Raw genomic sequence first — 20,029 nt, forward strand, 5'->3', positions numbered from 1 at the left:
GGGAACTCCGATCGGACCAGATGAAACACCCTAATCCGATCGGCTGAAGCTTTCAACAAAAGCGTCGGCGCGGGGTCTCTCAGGACCCCGCGTTATAGGCCGCAATCGCCGCCATGTTGACGATTTCGGAGTCCTTGGCGCCCATCTGGGTGATCTGCACCGATTTGTCCAAGCCGACCAGAAGCGGTCCGATCAGCGTCGAGGCGCCGATTTCCTGCAGCATGCGGGTGGCGATCGACGCCGAATGAATGGCCGGCATGACAAGCACGTTGGCCGTGCCGGAGAGGCGGCAGAACGGATACTGCTCCATGCGGCTGGCATTGAGCGCCACGTCGGCCCCCATCTCGCCGTCATACTCGAAATCCACCCGGCGTCCGTCGAGGATCTTCACCGCCTCGCGGACCCGCTCGGAGCGCTCGCCGATCGGCTGGCCGAATGTGGAATAGGCAAGCAGCGCCACGCGCGGCTCGTAACCCATGCGCTTGGCGACGCGCGCGGCTTCCACGGCGATGTCGGCAATCTGCTCGGCAGTCGGCATGTCGTGGACGGCGGTATCCGCCACGAAGATCGTCCGGCCGCGGGCCACCACGATCGACACGCCGATCACCCTGTGTCCGGGCTTGTCGTCGATGCAGCGGCGCACGTCGGAAAGAGCGGTCGCATAATTGCGCGTCGTGCCGGTTACCATCGCATCCGCATCGCCCACGGCCACCATGGTCGCGGCAAAATGGTTGCGGTCGTGGTGGATCAGCCGCTGCACGTCACGCAGAAGAAGTCCCTGGCGCTGCAGGCGGGCGTAGAGGAAGTCGATATAGGTATCGACGCGCTTGGAAATGCGCGCGTTGATGATCTCGATGCCGGGCCGTTCGAGGTCGATGCCGGCCTTCTCCGCCGTCTCGCGGATCACATCGTCGCGGCCGAGCAGGATCGCAGTGCCGAGACCCTGGCTGCAGAAGGAGATCGCGGCACGCATGACCTGCTCTTCTTCGGCTTCGGCAAACACCACGCGCTTGGGGAAGCGGCGAACCCTGTCGTAGATCCCTTGCGTCGTTGCAGCGATCGGGTCGCGGCGGGCGGAAAGCTCGCGACCATAGGCGTCAAGGTCGGTGATGTCGCGGCGCGCTGCTCCGCTTTCCATCGCAGCTCTGGCGACAGCGACGGGAATGGCCGAGATCAGCCGCGGATCGAACGGCACGGGAATGATGTATTGCGGCCCGAAACGCGGGCGGTTGCCCTGGTAGGCGGCAGCCACGTCATCAGGCACGTCCTCGCGGGCTAGATCGGCCAGCGCCTGCGCGGCGGCAATCTTCATCGCATCGTTGATCTGGCGGGCTCGCACATCGAGCGCACCGCGGAAGATGTAGGGAAAGCCCAGCACGTTGTTGACCTGGTTCGGATAGTCCGAGCGGCCGGTCGCCATGATCGCGTCGTCGCGGATCCGCGCCACTTCTTCCGGCGTGATTTCCGGATCGGGATTGGCCATCGCGAAAATGATCGGCTTGTCCGCCATCGAGCGGATCATCGCTTCGGTAAACGCACCCTTCTGGGAAAGACCGAACACCACGTCGGCACCCTTCATGGCCTCTTCCAGCGCCCGGCTGTCGGACTTGACGGCGTGGGCGCTCTTCCACTGGTTCATACCCTCGGTGCGACCCTGGTAGATCACGCCCTTGGTGTCGCAGAGGATGATGTTGGCAGGGTTGAAGCCCATCGCCTTGATCAGCTCGATACAGGCGATCGCGGCAGCACCGGCGCCATTGCAAACCAGCTTCGTCGTCTTGAGGTCGCGGCCGGTGAGTTCCAGCGCGTTGATGAGACCGGCGGCGGCGATGATCGCCGTGCCGTGCTGGTCGTCATGGAAAACCGGGATGTCCATCAGCTCGCGCAGGCGGCTCTCGATGATGAAGCATTCCGGCGCCTTGATGTCCTCGAGATTGATGCCGCCGAAGGACGGGCCGAGATAGCGCACGCAATTGATGAATTCGTCTACGTTTTCTGTATCGACCTCGAGATCGATACTGTCCACATCGGCAAACCGCTTGAACAGGACGGACTTGCCTTCCATGACCGGCTTGGATGCCAGTGCACCGAGATTGCCGAGACCAAGGATTGCCGTGCCGTTGGAAATTACGGCCACCATGTTGCCGCGCGTCGTGTAGTCATAGGCCTTGGAAGGGTCGGCGGCGATCGCCAGAACCGGCACGGCGACACCCGGCGAATAGGCCAGCGAGAGGTCGCGCTGCGTCGCCATCGGCTTTGTCGGGGTGATCTCGAGCTTGCCGGGACGGCCCTGCGAGTGGAAATCAAGCGCTTCCTGCTCGGTCACCGACGCTCTGTTGCGCGTGTTCTTTTCCGGCGTCTTGTCGTTTGCGGGCATTGGCCTCTCCAGCTTTTTGTGGGCAGCGCCCCTCGAGGTCGCGGGGGATGTTGTAATTCAAGGGTCATCACCGATAGTGTCGCCTCTTTCCAGACGCAACAATAAATCTGCGCAACAAACATTGGTGCCGTGACCCATCTTCAAAGACCTACGCTCGATGCCCTGACGACCGACCAGCTGGCTTCGGAGGAAAGCCGCGCGTCGGCAACGCCGATGATGGAACAGTTCATCGAGATCAAGGCCAACAATCCCGGATCGCTGCTGTTCTATCGCATGGGCGATTTCTACGAGCTGTTCTTCGAGGATGCGATCGATGCCTCGCGGGCTCTCGGCATCACGCTTACGAGGCGCGGCCAGCATATGGGACAGGACATTCCGATGTGCGGCGTGCCCGTGCATGCAGCGGATGACTATCTGCAGCGGCTGATCATGCTCGGCTTTCGCGTTGCCGTCTGCGAACAGGTGGAAGACCCGGCGGAAGCGAAGAAACGCGGCTCCAAATCGGTCGTCAAACGCGATGTCGTGCGGCTCGTCACGCCCGGCACGATCACCGAAGAGAAACTGCTCGTCGCCTCGGAATCCAACTACCTGATGACGCTTGCCCGCATCAAGGGTGCTGCCGAACCGCTGATGGCGCTTGCCTGGATCGATATCTCCACCGGCGTATTCCGGTTGGCGGAAACCGAGCCGTCGCGCCTGCTCGCCGACATCCTGCGGATCGAGCCGCGCGAACTGATCATGCCGGATACGATGTTCCACGATGCGGAGCTGAAGCCGGTCTTCGACGTGCTTGGCCGCGTCGCTGTGCCGCAGCCTTCGGTCCTGTTCGACAGCGCCACGTCGGAAGGCCGCATCGCGCGCTATTTCGGCGTCGGCACGCTGGATGGCTTCGGCACGTTTTCGCGCGCTGAAATGGCAGCGGCCGCAGCTGCCATCGCCTATGTGGAAAAGACCCAGATGGCCGAGCGCCCGCCGCTCGGCCGACCGGAGCGCGAAAGCGGTGCCTCCACCCTGTTCATCGATCCAGCCACCCGCGGCAATCTGGAACTGACGAAAACCTTGTCAGGCGAGCGCGAAGGCACGCTCCTGAAGGCGATCGACCGAACCGTCACCGGCGGCGGTGCACGGCTTCTCGCCGAACGGCTGATGTCGCCGCTGACCGATCCCGACCGCATCAACCGAAGGCTCGATTCCGTCTCCTTCCTCGGGGACGAACCAGGCCTCTGTTCAGATCTGCGCTCCTCGCTGAAACACGTGCCGGATATGCCGCGCGCCCTGTCGCGTCTGGCGCTCGATCGCGGCGGCCCGCGGGATCTCGGCGCGATCCTTGCCGGTCTTGAAGCAGCGCGTGGCGTTGCAAGCTTCCTCAGTGGCGCCATGCTGCCGCAGGAACTGTCGGAGGCGCTCGATGATCTGAAGATGCTGCCGGGGGAACTCGAAACCCTGCTTGGCACCACGCTTGCGCAAGACCTTCCGCTCCTCAAGCGCGATGGAGGATTCCTCGCGGACGGTGCACGTGCCGAGCTGGACGAGGTCCGCGCGCTGCGGGATCAGTCGCGCAAGGTCATCGCCGGGCTGCAGCTGCAATATGCCGAAGAGACCGGTATCAAGTCGCTCAAGATCAAGCACAACAACGTGCTCGGCTATTTCATCGAGGTGACCGCCGGAAATGCCGGCCCGATGACCGATACACCGGAAGCCAAGGCGCGCTTCATCCACCGCCAGACCATGGCGAATGCGATGCGCTTCACCACGACCGAACTGGCCGATCTCGAAAGCCGCATCGCCAACGCCGCCGACCGGGCGCTGACGATCGAGCTCGAAGCCTTCCGTCTCATGGTCGAGGCCGTGACCGCCGAAGCCGAAGCCATCAAGGCCGGCGCCCGCGCGCTTGCCATCGTGGATGTTGCAGCCGGCCTTGCGATGCTTGCCGAGGAGTGGGACTACCGCCGCCCGGCGGTCGATGCGTCGCGCATGTTCGCGATCGAAGGCGGCCGCCATCCGGTCGTCGAGCAGGCCCTGCGCCGTCAGTCATCAGGCCCGTTCATCGCCAACGAATGCGATCTCTCGCCCGCCGGAACCGACGAGTTCGGTGCCCTCTGGCTTCTGACCGGCCCCAACATGGGCGGTAAATCGACGTTTCTGCGCCAGAACGCGCTGATTGCCATCCTCGCTCAGATGGGGTCCTTCGTTCCTGCCGCGTCCGCCCATATCGGCATCGTCGACCGCCTGTTTTCCCGCGTCGGAGCCTCCGACGATCTTGCCCGCGGCCGTTCCACCTTCATGGTCGAAATGGTCGAGACGGCAGCGATCCTCAACCAGGCGACGGACCGTTCGCTGGTCATCCTTGATGAGATCGGCCGCGGCACGGCAACCTTCGACGGCCTGTCGATTGCCTGGGCCGCAGTCGAGCACCTGCACGAAGGCAACCGCTGCCGTGGGCTGTTCGCCACCCATTTCCACGAACTCACCGTGCTCTCGGAAAAGCTCAACCGCCTTTCCAATGCCACGATGAAGGTCAAGGAATGGGACGGCGAGGTCATCTTCCTGCATGAAGTCGGACCCGGTGCTGCCGATCGCTCCTACGGTATCCAGGTCGCACGGCTTGCCGGCCTGCCCGACAGCGTTGTCGCCCGTGCCCGAGATGTGCTGACCAAGCTTGAGGACAGCGATCGCAAGAACCCCGCAAGCCAGCTCATCGACGATCTGCCGCTATTCCAGGTGGCGGTGAGAAAAGATGAGATGAAGCGCGGTCCGTCAAAGGTCGAGGAAGCGCTGAAAGCCATCAATCCGGACGAAATGAGCCCGCGCGATGCGCTCGACGCCCTATATGCGTTGAAGAAGCAACTTGCGGCCAAGTAAGGCCGCATCTCAGTTGAAAGGAACACGCACGTGAGCGTCGCCTTCGTGAAGGAAGAAAGTGCCGAAACGGCAGCGGAAACCCAGCTGCCGGACAGGCCCGTCTCGTCGCATCCCAACCTCGTCACCGAGGCCGGCCTGAAGGCGCTAGAGGCGCAGCTTCGTACCGCAAAGGAGGCTTTTGACGCGGCCAACACGGTTGAGGACGTCAACGAGCGCCGCCGCCAGGCCGCAGGTCCCGCGCGCGACCTCCGCTACTTCGCCGAGAGGCTGCACAGCGCTCAGCTAGTGCCTGCACCGGTTTCGACTGAAGTCGTCGCCTTCGGCAACACGGTGCGCTTCAGCCGTGACGACGGCCGCGAGCAGGCTTATCGCATCGTCGGCGAGGATGAGGCCGATCCGAAGGAAGGTTCGATCTCCTACGTTTCTCCCGTTGCAAGTGCGCTTCTGGGCAAGTCGGTCGGCGATGTCGTGACTGTAAACGGTCATGAACTCGAAATTACTGCAATTTCCTGACGCATTCTCCCGAAACCACACCTCAGCGCTTGAGAAGGCCCTCCGCTCCGGCTATCTGATTCTTTCCATTGAAAGAAAAGGCTGATCGCGGCATGACTCCAGATTATCTCGTCACCCATTCCGGTGGCTTCCATGCCGATGAACTCCTGTCCAGTGTCATCCTGACGCGGCTGTTCCCCGATGCACGCATCGTCCGAAGCCGGGCGCCCGAATGGATCACGCCGGGCGGCGACCGCATCATCTACGACGTCGGCGGCTCCTTCGACGCGCAGGCGCAGATTTTCGATCATCACCAGCGCGGTGCGCCCTTGCGCGATGACGGCGCGCCGTTCAGTTCCTTCGGCCTGATCTGGAAGCACTACGGCCGCGATTACCTGCTCGCCTTCGGCGTACCGGAAGCCCATGTCGAGGCGCTGCATGCAGCCTTCGACACCAAGTTCGTGCTGCCGATCGACCTGATGGATAATGGCGCGCTCAGCCCCTCGGTCGCAGGTCCGATGGCCGGCCTGACACTGCCGTCGCTTCTCGAAACCCTGAAGCCCGCCTTCGACGAAAAGGACGAAGGCGCCGATGATCGCGCCTTCCATGCAGCGCTCGTCATTGCCCGCGCCTTTGTCGAAGCCGGTATTTCGCAGCGCGCCGCAAAGCTGCGGGCAGAGACGCTGGTTCTGGACGCCATTGCCAAGGCCGGCGAGGGTCGCATCCTCGAATTGCCGATGGGCATGCCGTTCCGCCCCGCCATCCTGAAGGCTGGCGCCGATCAGCTTCTCTTCGTCGTCCACCCGCGCGACAAGGACTGGTGCGTCACCGGCATCCGCCGTGCCGATGACGGTTTCGAACTGCGCGCCGATCTCCCCGCCGCATGGGCCGGCCTCACCAATGCAGACCTGGAAGCCGCATCCGGCGTCGAAGGCGCTACCTTCTGCCACAACGGCCGCTTTATCGCCGCCGCCAGAACCCGTGAAGCAACGCTCGCCATGGCGGAACTCGCGGTGAAGGAGGCCCTGTCGGAAGGCCTCCGTCCTGCCGTCGGCTGAGCGCTTAGCGTTCCAGCAGCGTTCTGCGAAGAAAGACGGCAATATTGAAGAAGATCTGCTGATGCAGCTTTTCGCGTGGGATGTCGCTCACCTCATCGCAAACCGGATCATCCTCATACTGCTTCAGCAATTCTGCTCCATTCGCGTTGCAGATGCTGAGGAACGAGAAATGGTTTGCGCCGGGAACTAGCGCGTAGTTGGCCTCCGGAATATCGACCGCCAGCGACTGGGCGTTGGTGCCGGACATGATGCCGTCGCCTTCGCCGAGGTTGATGAAAAGCATTGGTCTATCGATGCCGGCAAGACTTTCGTTCTGGTAAGCCATGGCAAAACCCGGATCGACCGCAATCACCGCCGAAACGCGCTTGTCGCCATAACCACCTTCGAATGCCTCCCGATCGACTTGGGAAAAATCCACCCCGCCCTTCTGAAACCAGTTGCAGCCCGCATCCTTGCCGCCTGCCTCCGCGCAATGGGTTACAAAGGTCTGAAGCGACGCGCGGGCACCGGCGGTCAGCATCATCGTGGTGCCCCCAAGCGAAAAACCGATGCCGCCGATCCGATCCTTGTCGACAAGCGCGCTCCAGGTGGCGCTCGTCGTCAGTGTATCGATCAGGGCCGAAACATCCTGTGCCCGCTCCCAGATCTTGAAGCTTTCCACCGGAATGGAATCGCCTGAGGTCGAGTGGATATGATTGGGTGCCGCAACGATGAAGCCGTTGCGCGCGAGTTCTGTCGAAAGCCAGCCCAGCCCCGCTGCATTGCCGCCCGAGCCATGGCTCAAAATGACCAGCGGAAACTTCTCCTGCACCGGCGTGGCATTACGGCGAGCAGGCACGCCGACCCACAGAGCATCGGCACCCAGCGTATAGGGATCGCCGTCGGCCTTTGCCGGATAGGTGATCAGCACTCTCTCGGGTTGGGTTCGATGCGAAGGATTGATCTGGATCCACTGGGTTCCCGCCTCGAAGGCGAAGGCCGGCAAGGCGGTTGCGGAATACCCGAAACCGATCAGGGCAAGGGTTGCAAGGCGAAGGCGGGGTAGGGGCAGGGCCATGGAAATCTCCATCGGGGTTGTGAACGGCACCACCCTTGCGCCTGTATCTGCCTGCCTTTCGACCTCGATCGTGATATGGTCGGACCTCAAACATGTTTCAGGCCATTTACCGCCGGGGTCACTGCAGTGCTCTCTATCCCTTTGCCGTTTCTGGTCGGTATCGTCTTTGCCCTTGCGCTCTATCACAGCCTCAAAGGCGTCGACGTGCCGGGAAGCCGTCGCTACTTCATTGCATTTGTCGTTCTCTATGCGGCCCAGGGCTTGGTCGTCGGCCTTCATTTCGGCTACGGCATAACGGCGCTCGCACCGGTTCAGCCGGTCACGGCCTCCGTCATGCCGCCGCTTGCGTTTCTCGCCTTCCAGTCGCTTTCCGGCGGCGGCCGATCTGCGCCCTGGCGCCACCTCGCCGCACCGCTTTGCGTCGGCGCTTCCGTCCTTTTTGTACCGATCCTGGTCGATCCGCTCCTGCTGGTGATCTTTCTCTTTTACGGCGTCGCCCTCTGGCGGCTGATCCGTTCGGAAGGTTCCGATCTCATGGTCGAAGCCAGCCTTCAGCGAATGCGTCCCGCCCTACGGGCCGCCAGAATGACGGCCGCGCTGATGCTGTTTTTCGCAGTCAGCGATGCTGCCCTCTCGGTCTACACGACGTTCAACGGGAGGGACGACATTCCGCTTGTCCTGACGGCGATCAACATCGTCGTTCTCGTGGTAACCGGCATCTACTATTTTGCACCGGAAGCTGCAGAAAGCCCGCTGCCGAACGGGAAGGCACCGGAAGCCAATCCACAGGATGAGCGTCTCGTCCAGCGCGCGACAGAGGCTTTGGATCGGGACGGTCTCTACCGCGACGAAAACCTCAGTCTTGCGAAACTGGCCCGCAAGGCCGGCGTCCCTGCGCGGGATCTGTCGGTTGCCATCAATCGCGCAACCGGCCTCAACATCTCGCAGTTCGTCAACAGACGCCGGATCGCGGAAGCATGTCTGCTGCTTCGCGAAACCCGCCGGCCGGCGACGGTCATCATGTTCGATGTCGGGTTTTCCACCAAGTCGAACTTCAACCGCGAGTTTCGCCGCGTCACCGGCATGAGCCCGCGTCAGTGGCGCAGCGGATCGAAGTCTATCGCAGACCCGGGCAATATCGGGCTTGACGTTCCGGTCGCGAACAAACAACTTGGCGCCGTCAAGCCGTAACCGTGGTAAGCACGCTGCTCACATGCGGAGCGCTCTGCGGTAACGGCTGCGCAACAAAAATGAGCTAAAGCGTATGGGGCAGGGCAGCAGGGCCCTGGGAACGCTTTAGGGGAGGTGCCCGAAATCCGTCGTCGTCTCCATCGGGAATGGAGAGGGCGGGCACCGGCAGGAAGACATGGCCAAGCAAGCAACAAGACAAGATCATCGTCACGATATCGATTTCTCCGAACTGATGGACGTCGCCGGCCTGCAGACGAAATGCCGCGAGGCGCTCGGAACCAAGGATCGGCCGCTGCTGGAATCGCGGGCAGCTCTCCTGCCGATCCTGCGGCAGGCCAGTGTCGACGGTCGCGAAAAGGCACGCGAACTGCTGAGCCAGGATGGCAGCGGTCTTCGCTGCGCCCGCCGCATATCCTGGATCCAGGACCAGCTGATCTGCGTCCTCAATGAAACCATCACCGAGAGCCTCTATCCGGAAGGCCGCGAGATCGCCGTTGCCGCCACCGGCGGTTACGGCCGCGGCACGCTCGCGCCAGGGTCCGATATCGATCTTCTTTTCCTGCTGCCCGAAAAGAATTCCGATGCCATGCGCAAGGCGGTGGAATTCCTGCTCTATCTCCTGTGGGACATGGGCTTCAAGGTCGGCCATGCCACCCGCACGGTGGAGGAATGCATTCGCCTGTCGAAAACCGACATGACGATCCGCACCGCCATTCTCGAATGCCGCCCGATCTGCGGCAGCGGCGCGCTGGTCAATCAGCTGATGTCGCGCTTCGATCTGGAAGTCGTTGCCGGCACCGGTCCGGAATTCGTCGCCGCCAAACTTGCCGAGCGCGACCAGCGCCACAAGAAGGCGGGCGATACGCGCTATCTGGTCGAGCCCAACGTCAAGGAGGGCAAGGGTGGCCTGCGCGATCTGCACACGCTGTTCTGGATTGCCAAATACTACTACCGCGTTCGCGAAACGACTGAACTCGTCAAGCTCGGCGTCCTCTCGCGCGAGGAAGCAAGGTCCTTCGAAAAGGCCGATGACTTTCTCTGGGCGGTGCGCTGCCAGATGCATTTTCTGACGGGCAAGGCGGAGGAACGTCTGTCGTTCGATATCCAACGCGATATCGCGGCAAGCCTCGGCTACAATGCGCGGCCTGGCCTCTCCTCAGTCGAACGCTTCATGAAGCATTATTTCTTGGTCGCGAAGAACGTCGGCGACCTCACCCGCATTCTCTGCGCGGCCTTAGAGGATCAGCAGGCGAAGGCCGCACCCGGCCTCACCCAGCGCGTCATCTCGCGCTTTACCAAGCGGCTGCACAAGATTGCCGGATCTGTCGAATTCGTGGAAGACCGCGGTCGCATCACGCTCGCCGATCCCGGCGTCTTCAAGCGCGATCCGGTCAGCCTGATCCGCTTTTTCCACGTGGCGGACCTGACCGGGCTGGAACTTCATCCCGACGCGCTGAAAAGCATCACCCGATCGCTTTCGCTTATCGACAGTGCCCTGCGCGAAGACGACGAGGCGAACCGCCTCTTTCTCTCCATCCTCACCTCCAGGCGGGATCCCGGCCTCATGCTGCGGCGAATGAACGAGGCCGGCGTGCTCGGCCGCTTCATTCCCGAATTCGGCAAGGTCGTGGCGATGATGCAGTTCAACATGTATCACCACTATACGGTCGACGAGCACCTGATCCGCTCGGTCGATGCGCTGTCGGAGATCGATCACGGCCGAGCGGCGGACATGCATCCGCTCGCCAACAAGCTGATGCCGACGATCGAGGAGCGCGCGGCGCTCTACGTCGCAGTTCTGATCCACGACATCGCCAAGGGCCGCCAGGAGGATCATTCGATCGCCGGCGCCCGAATCGCGCGCAAACTCTGCCCGCGTCTCGGTCTCAACGCCAAGCAGACAGAACTCGTCGTATGGCTGGTGGAACAACACCTGATCATGTCGATGACGGCGCAGACCCGCGATCTGCATGATCGCAAGACCATTGCCGACTTTGCCGAAAAAGTCCGGTCGCTGGATCGCTTGAAGCTGCTGCTGGTGCTGACCATCTGCGATATCCGCGCCGTCGGCCCGGGTGTCTGGAACGGCTGGAAGGGCCAGCTTCTGCGCACCCTCTACTATGAAACGGAACTGCGTCTCTCCGGCGGCTTTTCCGAAGCATCCGGCAAGGAACGGGCAAAGGTGGCGGAGGAAGATCTCGCCAACGCCCTGTCCGACTGGAGTCAGCAGGACCGCGAGGCGCTGGTGAAGCTCCATTACCAGCCGTATCTCCTCTCAGTACCCGTCGAGGACCAGGTCCGCCACGCAAGCTTCATCCGCGAAACCGACAAGGCCGGCAAGCCGCTCGCCACCATGGTGCGCACCGACAGTTTCCGGGCGATCACCGAAATCACCGTTCTCGCCCCCGACCATCCGCGTCTTCTATCTATCATCGCAGGCGCCTGCGCGGCCGCCGGTGCCAATATCGCCGATGCGCAGATCTTCACCACCTCCGATGGCCGCGCGCTCGATACGATCCACATCAACCGGGAATTTGCGGTCGATGACGACGAGATGCGCCGTGGCGGCACGATCGGACGGATGATCGAGGATGTGCTTGCCGGCAAGAAGCGCCTGCCGGAAGTCATCGCCATCCGCGCGAAAGCCAAGAAGAACAAGAACAAGGCCTTCGATATCCCACCGTCCGCGATCATCTCCAACGGGCTTTCCAACAAGTTCACCGTCGTCGAGGTCGAATGCCTCGACCGCACCGGTCTCTTGGCAGAAATCACCGCGGCGCTTGCCGATCTCTCGCTGGATATCCAGTCGGCGCGGATCACCACGTTTGGTGAAAAGGTGATCGATACGTTCTACGTCACCGATCTCGTCGGCCACAAGGTGACCAATGAGAACCGCCAGGGCAATATCATCACCCGGCTGAAGGCGGTCATGGCGGAACAGGAAGACGAGCTTCAGGAAGCCATGCCGGATGGTATCGTCGCGCCCCAGCCGGCTGCCGCAGACGGAGCAAATGTCTTGCCGCGGAAGTCGAAAGTCGGTGTCTGAAACACGACACCGGTGCTATCCCTGCTGAACGGGTGCTTCGTTCGGTCCGATCTTTTGCGCCGCAGAAACTGTGGGGCAGGGCGCCGGCCGAACGACGCATGCCAACGCACAGGCAGAACATGAACAATCCCAGCTTCCCCAGCATGAGACCAAGCCGATGAGCCCAAACCGATGAGTCTTGCCAGAAAATTCGCAACCGTCGGCGGCGCGACGCTCGGCAGCCGCATCTTCGGTTTCGCCCGTGAAACCTTCATGGCGGCGGCCCTTGGCACCGGGCCGATGGCAGACGTGTTTTACGCGGCCTTCCGGTTTCCGAACCTGTTTCGCCGGCTGTTTGCCGAAGGCGCCTTCAACGCCGCTTTCGTTCCGCTGTTTTCCAAGGAAATCGAGGCGAATGGCGTCGACGGTGCCAAGCGGTTTTCCGAAGAGGTCTTCGGCGTCCTGTTTTCCGCGCTGCTGATCATCACCATCGCCATGCAGCTGGCCATGCCCTGGCTGGTGCGGTGGGTCATTGCCCCGGGCTTTGCCGATGACGCGGAAAAGACGGCGCTGACGGTGCGCATGGCCATCGTCATGTTCCCCTATCTCATGTGCATGTCGCTGACGGCGATGATGAGCGGCATGCTCAACTCGCTGCATCATTTCTTTGCCGCCGCGATCGCGCCGGTGTTCTTGAACGTGGTGATGATCGCAGCGCTTCTCTACGGCCTCTGGGTCGGCGCCGATCCGCGCGAAATCGCCTGGTATCTGTCCTGGAGCGTGCTGATTGCGGGCGTGTTGCAGCTTGGCGTCGTCTATGTGGGCGTGCGCCACGCGGGCATCAATATTGGCTTCCGCCGGCCGAAGATGACACCCAACGTCAAGCGCCTGCTCTGGCTCGCGGTGCCTGCCGCGATCACCGGCGGCATTACCCAGATCAACCAGATCATCGGCCAGGCGATCGCGTCGGGCAAGGAAGGCGCAATCGCTGCCCTGCAATATGCCGACCGCATCTACCAGCTGCCGCTCGGTGTCGTAGGCGTTGCGGTCGGTGTCGTGCTTCTTCCAGAATTGTCGCGGGCGCTGAAGGGCGGCCATGTCAAGGAAGCCGGCAACATCCAGAACCGCTCGATCGAATTCGTGCTGTTCCTGACGCTTCCTGCGGCTGCCGGTCTGTGGATGCTGTCGGATGCGATCATCCGCGTGCTTTACGAGCGCGGTGCGTTTTCGGCGGAAAACACCGCCGTCGTCGGCTCGATCCTTGCCATCTATGGCATCGGTCTTCCGGGTTTCGTGCTGATCAAGGCGCTGCAGCCGGGCTTTTATGCCCGCGAGGATACCAAAACGCCGATGCGCTTCACGATGGTGTCGGTCGTCATCAACTCCGGCCTCGCCATCACGCTGTTTCCGATGATTGCCGAACGCGGCATCGCGACGGCAGAGGCCGCGGCCGGATGGATCAACACGGTCTTGCTATTCTCGACGCTGGTCTGGCGGGGTGATCTCGTCTGGGAATGGGCGCTTGCCCGGCGTACCGCCTTGCTGCTTGTCGCGACAGGGGTGATGGCGGCGGCGCTCTTCTATGCGCTGCCCTATGCCAGCCCGTGGCTGCAGCCCGGCTCGCATCTTCTGACCCAGGTTCTGGCTCTGGCCTGCCTTCTGGGGATTGCAATGGTCGTCTATTTCGCCTGCGCGTTTGCAATCGGCGGTGCCGATCTCGGCATGATCAGGCGAAACATCAAGCGGAAGACGAAGTCTGCGGTTCCACCGGCGGAGTCCTGATCTCAGGACTTTCCGCGGCGCTTCAGGCTTGCAAGGCTGCCCTTGCCACCTTTTCCACCCTTGCCGCAATGCGCCCAGGCGCGCCGCGGGCCGACATCCACATGCACGATGCCGTTGCAGTAACGGCCGATGCCGCCGATTCCAGGCGCGCTTGCTGCTGCCGCAAGCACCCTCTTTTCGGCAACGCCGGGAACGCGAATGTCGGCGGCGTAGCAATGGCTGTGCTGTGATGTCCCAGAGCGCGGACGGTGGCCGGAGGTCACCATCGGCTTCTTGCCGGTTTCCTTGGCGATATGGGCAAGGATGGCACCCAGCTTCTCGGGAAAGCAGTTGGTCCGAACGCTGACGCGCTGGACAGTATAGTAAGCAGAGTAGTCGTGTTTGAAAGAACTGCTGCGGCGTTTCTCGCCTTTTTCGGCGGCTTGTGCGGTCGCGGATAGCGTTAGGCAGAGCGTCATGAAGCAGGACAGCGCGACGCGGTAAAAGATGCGCATACGGGTAAACCTCGGAAAATACTCACGACCGACTGGGGTCGACTTGGTGGGGGAGTATTTCTTTCCGAAAAGTGACCTCAGTATGGAGGAATTTGCCCCAAAGTGGGATTTGTCTGCCTCAGGGGTTAAACTGCGTTAACCTTGCGGTTGCTTCGGCGTTCTTGACAGGGCAGGCAGGAAGCGTCGAAGACCAATTCCCGCCACGTCAAAACAAGGTGTGCTTCAATGTCGATCCGTTCCCTTTTTCTGGTCACGCTGGTCGTTGACGACTACGATCGAGCGCTCGATTTTTACTGCGGAATCATGGGCTTTGACCTTGTCTCCGATACCCCTCTGGAAGCCACCAAGCGCTGGGTGGTGGTGCGCCCGCCGGGCAAAGAGGGGGCAGCACTCCTGCTGGCACGCGCCGACGGCGACGTCCAAACGGAGGCGATCGGCAACCAGACGGCGGGCAGGGTAAGTTTTTTCCTAAAAACCGAAGATTTTGCCGGGGATCACTCCCGTTTGTCGGCAAAGGGCGTCCGCTTCATCGAAGAACCGCGCCACGAACCCTATGGCACGGTCGCAGTGTTTGAAGATTGCTACGGCAACCTTTGGGATCTCATTCAGCACGCGGATGATACAGCCTCTTGATCCCTCGTGGCGGGGCGTGCATAAGCCCGGCCATCAGCTACATGGCCCGCGGGGCGCAGCAGCGGCAAGCACGCACACTTGTCAGGTTGCGCAAGTCCAACGGCCTGAGGCCTTCCATCAGCCTATCGAGGATCTAGAATGAACAGCTTCAAGCCGCTCGTCTTTTCCGGTGTCCAGCCCACCGGCAATCTCCATCTCGGCAATTATCTCGGCGCCATCCGCAAGTTCGTCGCCCTGCAGGAAAACAACGACTGCATCTACTGCGTCGTCGATCTGCACGCGATCACGGCCCAGCTCGTGCATGACGATCTGCGCGGCCAGATCCGCTCCATCGCGGCAGCGTTCATCGCCTCCGGCATCGACCCGAAGAAGCATATCGTCTTCAACCAGTCCGCCGTGCCGCAGCATGCCGAACTTGCCTGGATCTTCAACTGCGTCGCCCGCATCGGCTGGATGAACCGGATGACCCAGTTCAAGGACAAGGCCGGCAAGGACCGCGAGAACGCCTCGCTCGGACTGCTCGCCTATCCGAGCCTGATGGCCGCCGACATTCTCGTCTACCGCGCCACCCATGTGCCTGTCGGCGATGACCAGAAGCAGCACCTGGAGCTTGCCCGCGATATCGCCCAGAAATTCAACATCGATTTCCAGGACAAGATCCGTGCGACCGGCACCGGCGTCGACATGGTCGTCGGCGAAGAGCCGATCCACGGCTATTTCCCGCTCGTCGAGCCGCTGATCGATGGTCCGGCCCCGCGCGTCATGAGCTTGCGCGACGGCACCAAGAAGATGTCGAAATCCGATCCGTCGGATCTGTCGCGCATCAACCTGATGGACGATGCCGATGAGATCCTGAAGAAAATCCGCAAGGCGAAGACCGATCCGGAAGGCCTGCCGAGCGAACTCGAAGGCCTCGAAGGTCGCCCGGAAGCCGCCAATCTCGTGGGTATCTACGCGGCACTCGCCGATCGCACCAAGGCGGATGTGCTTGCCGAATTCGGCGGCCAGCAGTTCTCGGTGTTCAAGCCGGCTCTCGCCGACCTCGCCGTTCATGTCCTGGCGCCGATCTCGCTCGAAATGCGCCGCCTGCTGGACGACACGACCCATATCGATGCCATCCTGCGTGATGGGGGCGAGCGTGCCCGCGCCCGCGCCGAAAAGGTCATGGGCGAAGTCTTCGATATCGTCGGCTTCCTGCGCTAAGCGGGAACATCGGCGAAAATCTTGCACCCGTCACGGTCGCGTGGCGGGTTTTCATTTTCGCGGGTTCGTATAATTTCGCCACAACGACAACGTCCGACGGGAATTGAGGGGGCGGCATGGTTTCGAAACGGCTTTCCAGGCTTGAGGGACATCGGCGCAAGTTCATAGCGGTCATCGATGGCACCCCCGAATGCGAGCTTGCCGTGCACTATGCCGGCCGCCGCGCGAAGAATTCCAATGGCGGCCTGGTGCTGCTCTTCGTCATTCCCGATGGCGATTTCCAGCAATGGATCGGCGTCGAGCAGATCATGCGCGCCGAAGCCATGGAAGAAGCGGAATCGATCATGGCGAAGGCCGCCCAGAGGGTGCGCGAAACGATCGGGATCGATCCCGAAATCGTCATCCGCGAGGGAAGCGCGCCCGAGCAGATCAACATGCTGGTGGAGGAAGACCGCGATATCGCCGTTCTTGTTCTTGCCGCCGGTTCGACCAAGGAAGGGCCGGGCCCGCTGGTCTCGGCGGTTGCCGGCAGGGGTGCTGCTTTCCCCATTCCCGTCACCGTTCTGCCGGATACGCTGACCGACGAGGAAATCGACGCGCTCGCCTGACCTCTCTCTTGACCGGATTGGAAGAAAGGCGCACTTGAACCAAAAGCTGATCGCGACTATCTTCTTTGGAAGAGTTCTAAGTTTGCGGCGCCCGCTGGCGCGCACGGGTCAAGGAGACATATCATGTTCATTCAGACGGAAGCCACACCCAATCCGGCAACCCTGAAGTTCCTGCCCGGCAAGATCGTCATGGAAAAGGGCACTGCCGATTTCCGCAATGCGGGCGAGGCCGATGCTTCTCCGCTGGCAGCCAGACTGTTCGGGATCGACGGCGTCACCGGCGTATATTTCGGCTACGACTTCATCACCGTCTCCAAGGATAGCGCCGAATGGCAGCATCTGAAGCCGGCTATCCTCGGCTCGATCATGGAGCATTTCATGTCCGGTCAGCCGGTCATGGGCGGTACGTCTGCGCTTGCCGAAGATACCGATGAAGACGGCGAGTTCTACGAGGCCGACGACGAGACCCTGGTCGCGACCATCAAGGAACTGCTGGAAACCCGCGTTCGTCCGGCCGTTGCCCAGGATGGCGGCGATATCACCTTCAAGGGTTTCCGGGATGGCACTGTCTATCTCAACATGAAGGGCGCCTGCGCCGGTTGCCCGTCTTCCACGGCAACCCTGAAACACGGCGTTCAGAACCTGCTCAAGCACTTCGTGCCTGAAGTGCAGGCCGTCGAAGCCATCTGATTTCGAAAAACAGTTCCGCACATGCTCGTTCTGGCCATCGATACTGCCGGGGTTGATTGTTCTGCCGCGCTCTATGATGGCGCGTCCGGCAGACTTCTCTCGTCCGTCACTGAGACGATCGGCAAGGGTCATGCAGAGCGCCTGATGGCGATCGTCGACCAGGCGCTTGATGACGCCGGCCTGCCCCTCAAATCCGTCCAGCGCATCGCCGTCGGCATCGGCCCGGGCTCATTCACCGGTATCCGGGTTGGAGTCGCTGCCGCCCGCGGTCTGGCACTGGCACTCAATGTGGAATGCGTCGGCGTCACCACGCTCGAAACGCTGGCCGCCGCACATCTTGCAAAGCATCCCGGACGCCCCGTCGTGGCAGTCATGGATGCCAAGCGGGACGAGGTCTATGCCCAGGCCTTTTCAGCCGAAGGCTCCCCGCTCAGCGAACCCACGGCACTGTCTCCGGACGATGCCGCAGCACTCATTGCCCAGCTGTCGGCCGACGTGACCGGGTCATGGCGCCCGCACGAGGCGCCGGTCCTGCCTGACCATTTCGATATCGCCGTCATTGCAAAGCTTGCGGCTGCAAAGCCGAAAGGTTCGCAAAAGCCGAAACCGCTTTATCTTCGTGGACCGGATGCAAAACCGCAGACAGGCTTTGCGTTGGCGCGGCAGATCTCGTAACTCCGCGTCGTTCAATTCTTTCACGCGACCGAATGCCCGATGTTTGACGATTATCTCAGCTGGAAGCCGTTTTTCGAAGTCGTCCCGATGGAGAGTTCCGACTGCGTCGAAGTCTCCGAGCTTCATGGTGCGCGCTTCCCGCGCGGCTGGAACGATGGCGAATTCCAGAATCTTCTTCTTCAGAAAGGCGTGTTCGGCTTCGTCGCACGCCAGACCAACGCGTTCTTTTCAAAACCCTTCGGTGGCTTCGTGCTGGTGCGCGAAGCAGCCGGTGAGGCGGAAATTCTCACGATCGCCGTCCCCGAAAAGTTTGGCCGTCTTGGGCTCGGATGGAGGCTGATGCAGGCCGGCTTGCGCGAAGCGACATCGCGCGGCGCCGAAACAATGTTCCTTGAGGTCGAGGCCGAAAACAAGGCCGCTGTGACGCTCTATGGCAGGCTGGGTTTCAAAAAGGTCGGCGAACGCCCGGCCTATTATACCGGTGCCGATGGACGACGGTCCTCGGCGCTTGTCATGAGCCGCGTTCTTCGTTAGTTCGTGATGAAACGAGAGCATTTGAAGGCCAAAACGTCATGACGGATCTTTCCAAAAATCTGGAGGAACTGTGTGCCGAGAAGGGCATGCGCATGACGGATCAGCGCCGGGTGATCGCGCGTATCCTGCAGGACTCCGACGACCATCCCGATGTCGAGGAACTGTATCGTCGCTCCTCCAAGGTCGATCCACGGATCTCGATCTCGACCGTCTATCGCACCGTGAAACTGTTCGAGGACGAGGGCATTATCGAGCGCCACGATTTCCGTGACGGTCGCTCTCGCTACGAGACGGTGCCGGAAGAACATCACGATCACATGATCGATCTCAATGCCGGCACGGTGATCGAATTCCAATCTGCGGAGATCGAAGCGCTGCAGGAGCGCATTGCCCGCGAACTCGGCTTCCGGCTGGTCGGACACAGGCTGGAACTCTACGGCATCCCGCTCGACAAAGACGAATAGCCTGAACACGAACGGCGTGACGACAGCCAAGGATCGACAGTGATCACCTCAATCCGCATCGGGTTCATCGTCGTCTGTCTGCTGGTGGTCACGGCTGTGCTGTTGCCGTTTCAGCTGATCGGCCTCGCCTTCGATCTGAAGATGCGCCGTTATGTTCCGCGCCTCTGGCACCGCACCGCCTGCTTCCTGCTCGGCATCCGCATCCACGTCCACGGTCACCTGCAGCATCGGCGCCCCCTGATGCTCGCCTCCAACCACGTCTCGTGGAAGGATATCCTCGTGCTTGGTGCTATCGCGGATGTCGTCTTCATCGCCAAGTCGGAAGTCGCCAAATGGCCAATCTTCGGCACGCTCGCGAAATTGCAAAAGACGATCTTCGTCGTCCGCGAGGAAAAGCGCCGCACCGGCGACCAGATCAACGAGATTGCCGCACGCATGACGGCGGGCGAGATCGTCGTGCTTTTCCCGGAAGGCACGACGTCGGATGGCAACCGCCTGCTCGAGGTAAAGTCCTCGCTGTTTGGGGCAGCCGCTGCCGCCGTACCGCACACGCCCCACGGCGTCGTGTATGTCCAGCCTGTCTCGATCGCCTATACGCGGGTGCACGGCATGGCGATGGGTCGTTTCCACCGCCCGCTGGCGGCCTGGCCGGGTGATATCGAGCTCATGCCGCACCTGATGGGTGTGCTGAAGGAAGGCGCGATCGACGTGGATGTGGCGTTCGGCGAGACGGTCGATTTCCGCACGGGCGACAACCGCAAGCATCTCAGCCAGACCATTACCGCCCGGCTTCGCCGCATGCTGATCCGGCATCTTCGCCAAAGAGAGTACGACGCCGATTAGAACCGCTTCAAATCCGGTCCTTCTTGGAGTAAGGAGACGGC

General features: G+C 61.7%; 17 protein-coding genes. 14 read left to right on the forward strand and 3 right to left on the reverse strand.

The features are described 5' to 3' along the window. Window positions 1-79: 79 nt before the first annotated feature. Window positions 80-2,377, reverse strand: coding sequence for an NADP-dependent malic enzyme (locus tag IFT66_RS15445; protein WP_192078151.1), 2,298 nt, complete (start codon window positions 2,375-2,377; stop codon window positions 80-82). Window positions 2,378-2,590: 213 nt separating this feature from the next. Between IFT66_RS15445 and mutS the strand changes: the two genes are divergently transcribed. The 3 genes from mutS to IFT66_RS15460 all read left to right on the forward strand — a co-directional run bounded on the left by mutS (window position 2,591) and on the right by IFT66_RS15460 (window position 6,789). After that, window positions 2,591-5,239, forward strand: a complete 2,649-nt coding sequence (mutS, locus tag IFT66_RS15450) for a DNA mismatch repair protein MutS (protein ID WP_192078285.1) — start codon at window positions 2,591-2,593, stop codon at window positions 5,237-5,239. A gap of 30 nt (window positions 5,240-5,269) precedes the next feature. After that, window positions 5,270-5,752 (forward strand): transcription elongation factor GreA, encoded by a 483-nt coding sequence (gene greA / locus IFT66_RS15455; protein WP_092663754.1) that lies wholly within the window; start codon window positions 5,270-5,272, stop codon window positions 5,750-5,752. A 92-nt stretch (window positions 5,753-5,844) separates the two neighbouring features. Next, window positions 5,845-6,789 (forward strand): MYG1 family protein, encoded by a 945-nt coding sequence (locus IFT66_RS15460; protein WP_192078152.1) that lies wholly within the window; start codon window positions 5,845-5,847, stop codon window positions 6,787-6,789. 4 nt (window positions 6,790-6,793) lie between these two features. Here IFT66_RS15460 and IFT66_RS15465 read toward each other — a convergent pair whose 3' ends face one another. Further along, complete coding sequence (locus IFT66_RS15465; RefSeq protein WP_162237959.1) at window positions 6,794-7,846, reverse strand: alpha/beta hydrolase family protein; 1,053 nt, start codon at window positions 7,844-7,846, stop codon at window positions 6,794-6,796. 126 nt (window positions 7,847-7,972) lie between these two features. Between IFT66_RS15465 and IFT66_RS23850 the strand changes: the two genes are divergently transcribed. The 3 genes from IFT66_RS23850 to murJ all read left to right on the forward strand — a co-directional run bounded on the left by IFT66_RS23850 (window position 7,973) and on the right by murJ (window position 13,844). After that, the gene (locus IFT66_RS23850; RefSeq protein ID WP_192078153.1) at window positions 7,973-9,037 is read left to right on the forward strand and encodes a helix-turn-helix domain-containing protein; all 1,065 of its coding nucleotides are present in this window, start codon (window positions 7,973-7,975) and stop codon (window positions 9,035-9,037) included. Window positions 9,038-9,212: 175 nt separating this feature from the next. Further along, window positions 9,213-12,083, forward strand: a complete 2,871-nt coding sequence (locus IFT66_RS15475; protein ID WP_062454010.1) for a [protein-PII] uridylyltransferase — start codon at window positions 9,213-9,215, stop codon at window positions 12,081-12,083. Between the two features lie 171 nt (window positions 12,084-12,254). Beyond that, window positions 12,255-13,844, forward strand: coding sequence for a murein biosynthesis integral membrane protein MurJ (murJ, locus tag IFT66_RS15480; protein ID WP_192078154.1), 1,590 nt, complete (start codon window positions 12,255-12,257; stop codon window positions 13,842-13,844). 2 nt (window positions 13,845-13,846) lie between these two features. Here murJ and IFT66_RS15485 read toward each other — a convergent pair whose 3' ends face one another. Next, window positions 13,847-14,338, reverse strand: a complete 492-nt coding sequence (locus tag IFT66_RS15485) for a YcbK family protein (protein WP_062454008.1) — start codon at window positions 14,336-14,338, stop codon at window positions 13,847-13,849. 225 nt (window positions 14,339-14,563) lie between these two features. Here IFT66_RS15485 and IFT66_RS15490 point away from each other — a divergent pair, with 225 nt between their 5' ends. The 8 genes from IFT66_RS15490 to IFT66_RS15525 all read left to right on the forward strand — a co-directional run bounded on the left by IFT66_RS15490 (window position 14,564) and on the right by IFT66_RS15525 (window position 19,988). Next, on the forward strand, window positions 14,564-14,971 hold the full coding sequence (locus IFT66_RS15490; protein ID WP_192078155.1) for a VOC family protein: 408 nt from the start codon (window positions 14,564-14,566) through the stop codon (window positions 14,969-14,971). A 138-nt stretch (window positions 14,972-15,109) separates the two neighbouring features. After that, a complete protein-coding gene (gene trpS, locus IFT66_RS15495) occupies window positions 15,110-16,174 on the forward strand; it encodes a tryptophan--tRNA ligase (protein WP_092663740.1) in 1,065 nt (354 codons plus the stop codon). A 116-nt stretch (window positions 16,175-16,290) separates the two neighbouring features. Then, complete coding sequence (locus tag IFT66_RS15500) at window positions 16,291-16,782, forward strand: universal stress protein (RefSeq protein ID WP_062454005.1); 492 nt, start codon at window positions 16,291-16,293, stop codon at window positions 16,780-16,782. 123 nt (window positions 16,783-16,905) lie between these two features. Continuing rightward, window positions 16,906-17,472, forward strand: a complete 567-nt coding sequence (locus tag IFT66_RS15505; RefSeq protein ID WP_092663738.1) for a NifU family protein — start codon at window positions 16,906-16,908, stop codon at window positions 17,470-17,472. Window positions 17,473-17,493: 21 nt separating this feature from the next. Next, window positions 17,494-18,147, forward strand: coding sequence for a tRNA (adenosine(37)-N6)-threonylcarbamoyltransferase complex dimerization subunit type 1 TsaB (gene tsaB, locus IFT66_RS15510; protein ID WP_192078156.1), 654 nt, complete (start codon window positions 17,494-17,496; stop codon window positions 18,145-18,147). 39 nt (window positions 18,148-18,186) lie between these two features. After that, window positions 18,187-18,681: a GNAT family N-acetyltransferase gene (locus tag IFT66_RS15515; RefSeq protein ID WP_192078157.1), complete on the forward strand. Its 495-nt coding sequence runs from the start codon at window positions 18,187-18,189 to the stop codon at window positions 18,679-18,681. Between the two features lie 38 nt (window positions 18,682-18,719). Continuing rightward, complete coding sequence (locus IFT66_RS15520; RefSeq protein WP_062454001.1) at window positions 18,720-19,145, forward strand: Fur family transcriptional regulator; 426 nt, start codon at window positions 18,720-18,722, stop codon at window positions 19,143-19,145. A 39-nt stretch (window positions 19,146-19,184) separates the two neighbouring features. Further along, window positions 19,185-19,988, forward strand: coding sequence for a lysophospholipid acyltransferase family protein (locus tag IFT66_RS15525; protein WP_446737912.1), 804 nt, complete (start codon window positions 19,185-19,187; stop codon window positions 19,986-19,988). Window positions 19,989-20,029: the final 41 nt, after the last annotated feature.

The sequence above is a fragment of the Rhizobium sp. CFBP 13726 genome (genome assembly GCF_014841925.1).
Classification (GTDB): Bacteria; Pseudomonadota; Alphaproteobacteria; order Rhizobiales; family Rhizobiaceae; genus Neorhizobium; species Neorhizobium soli.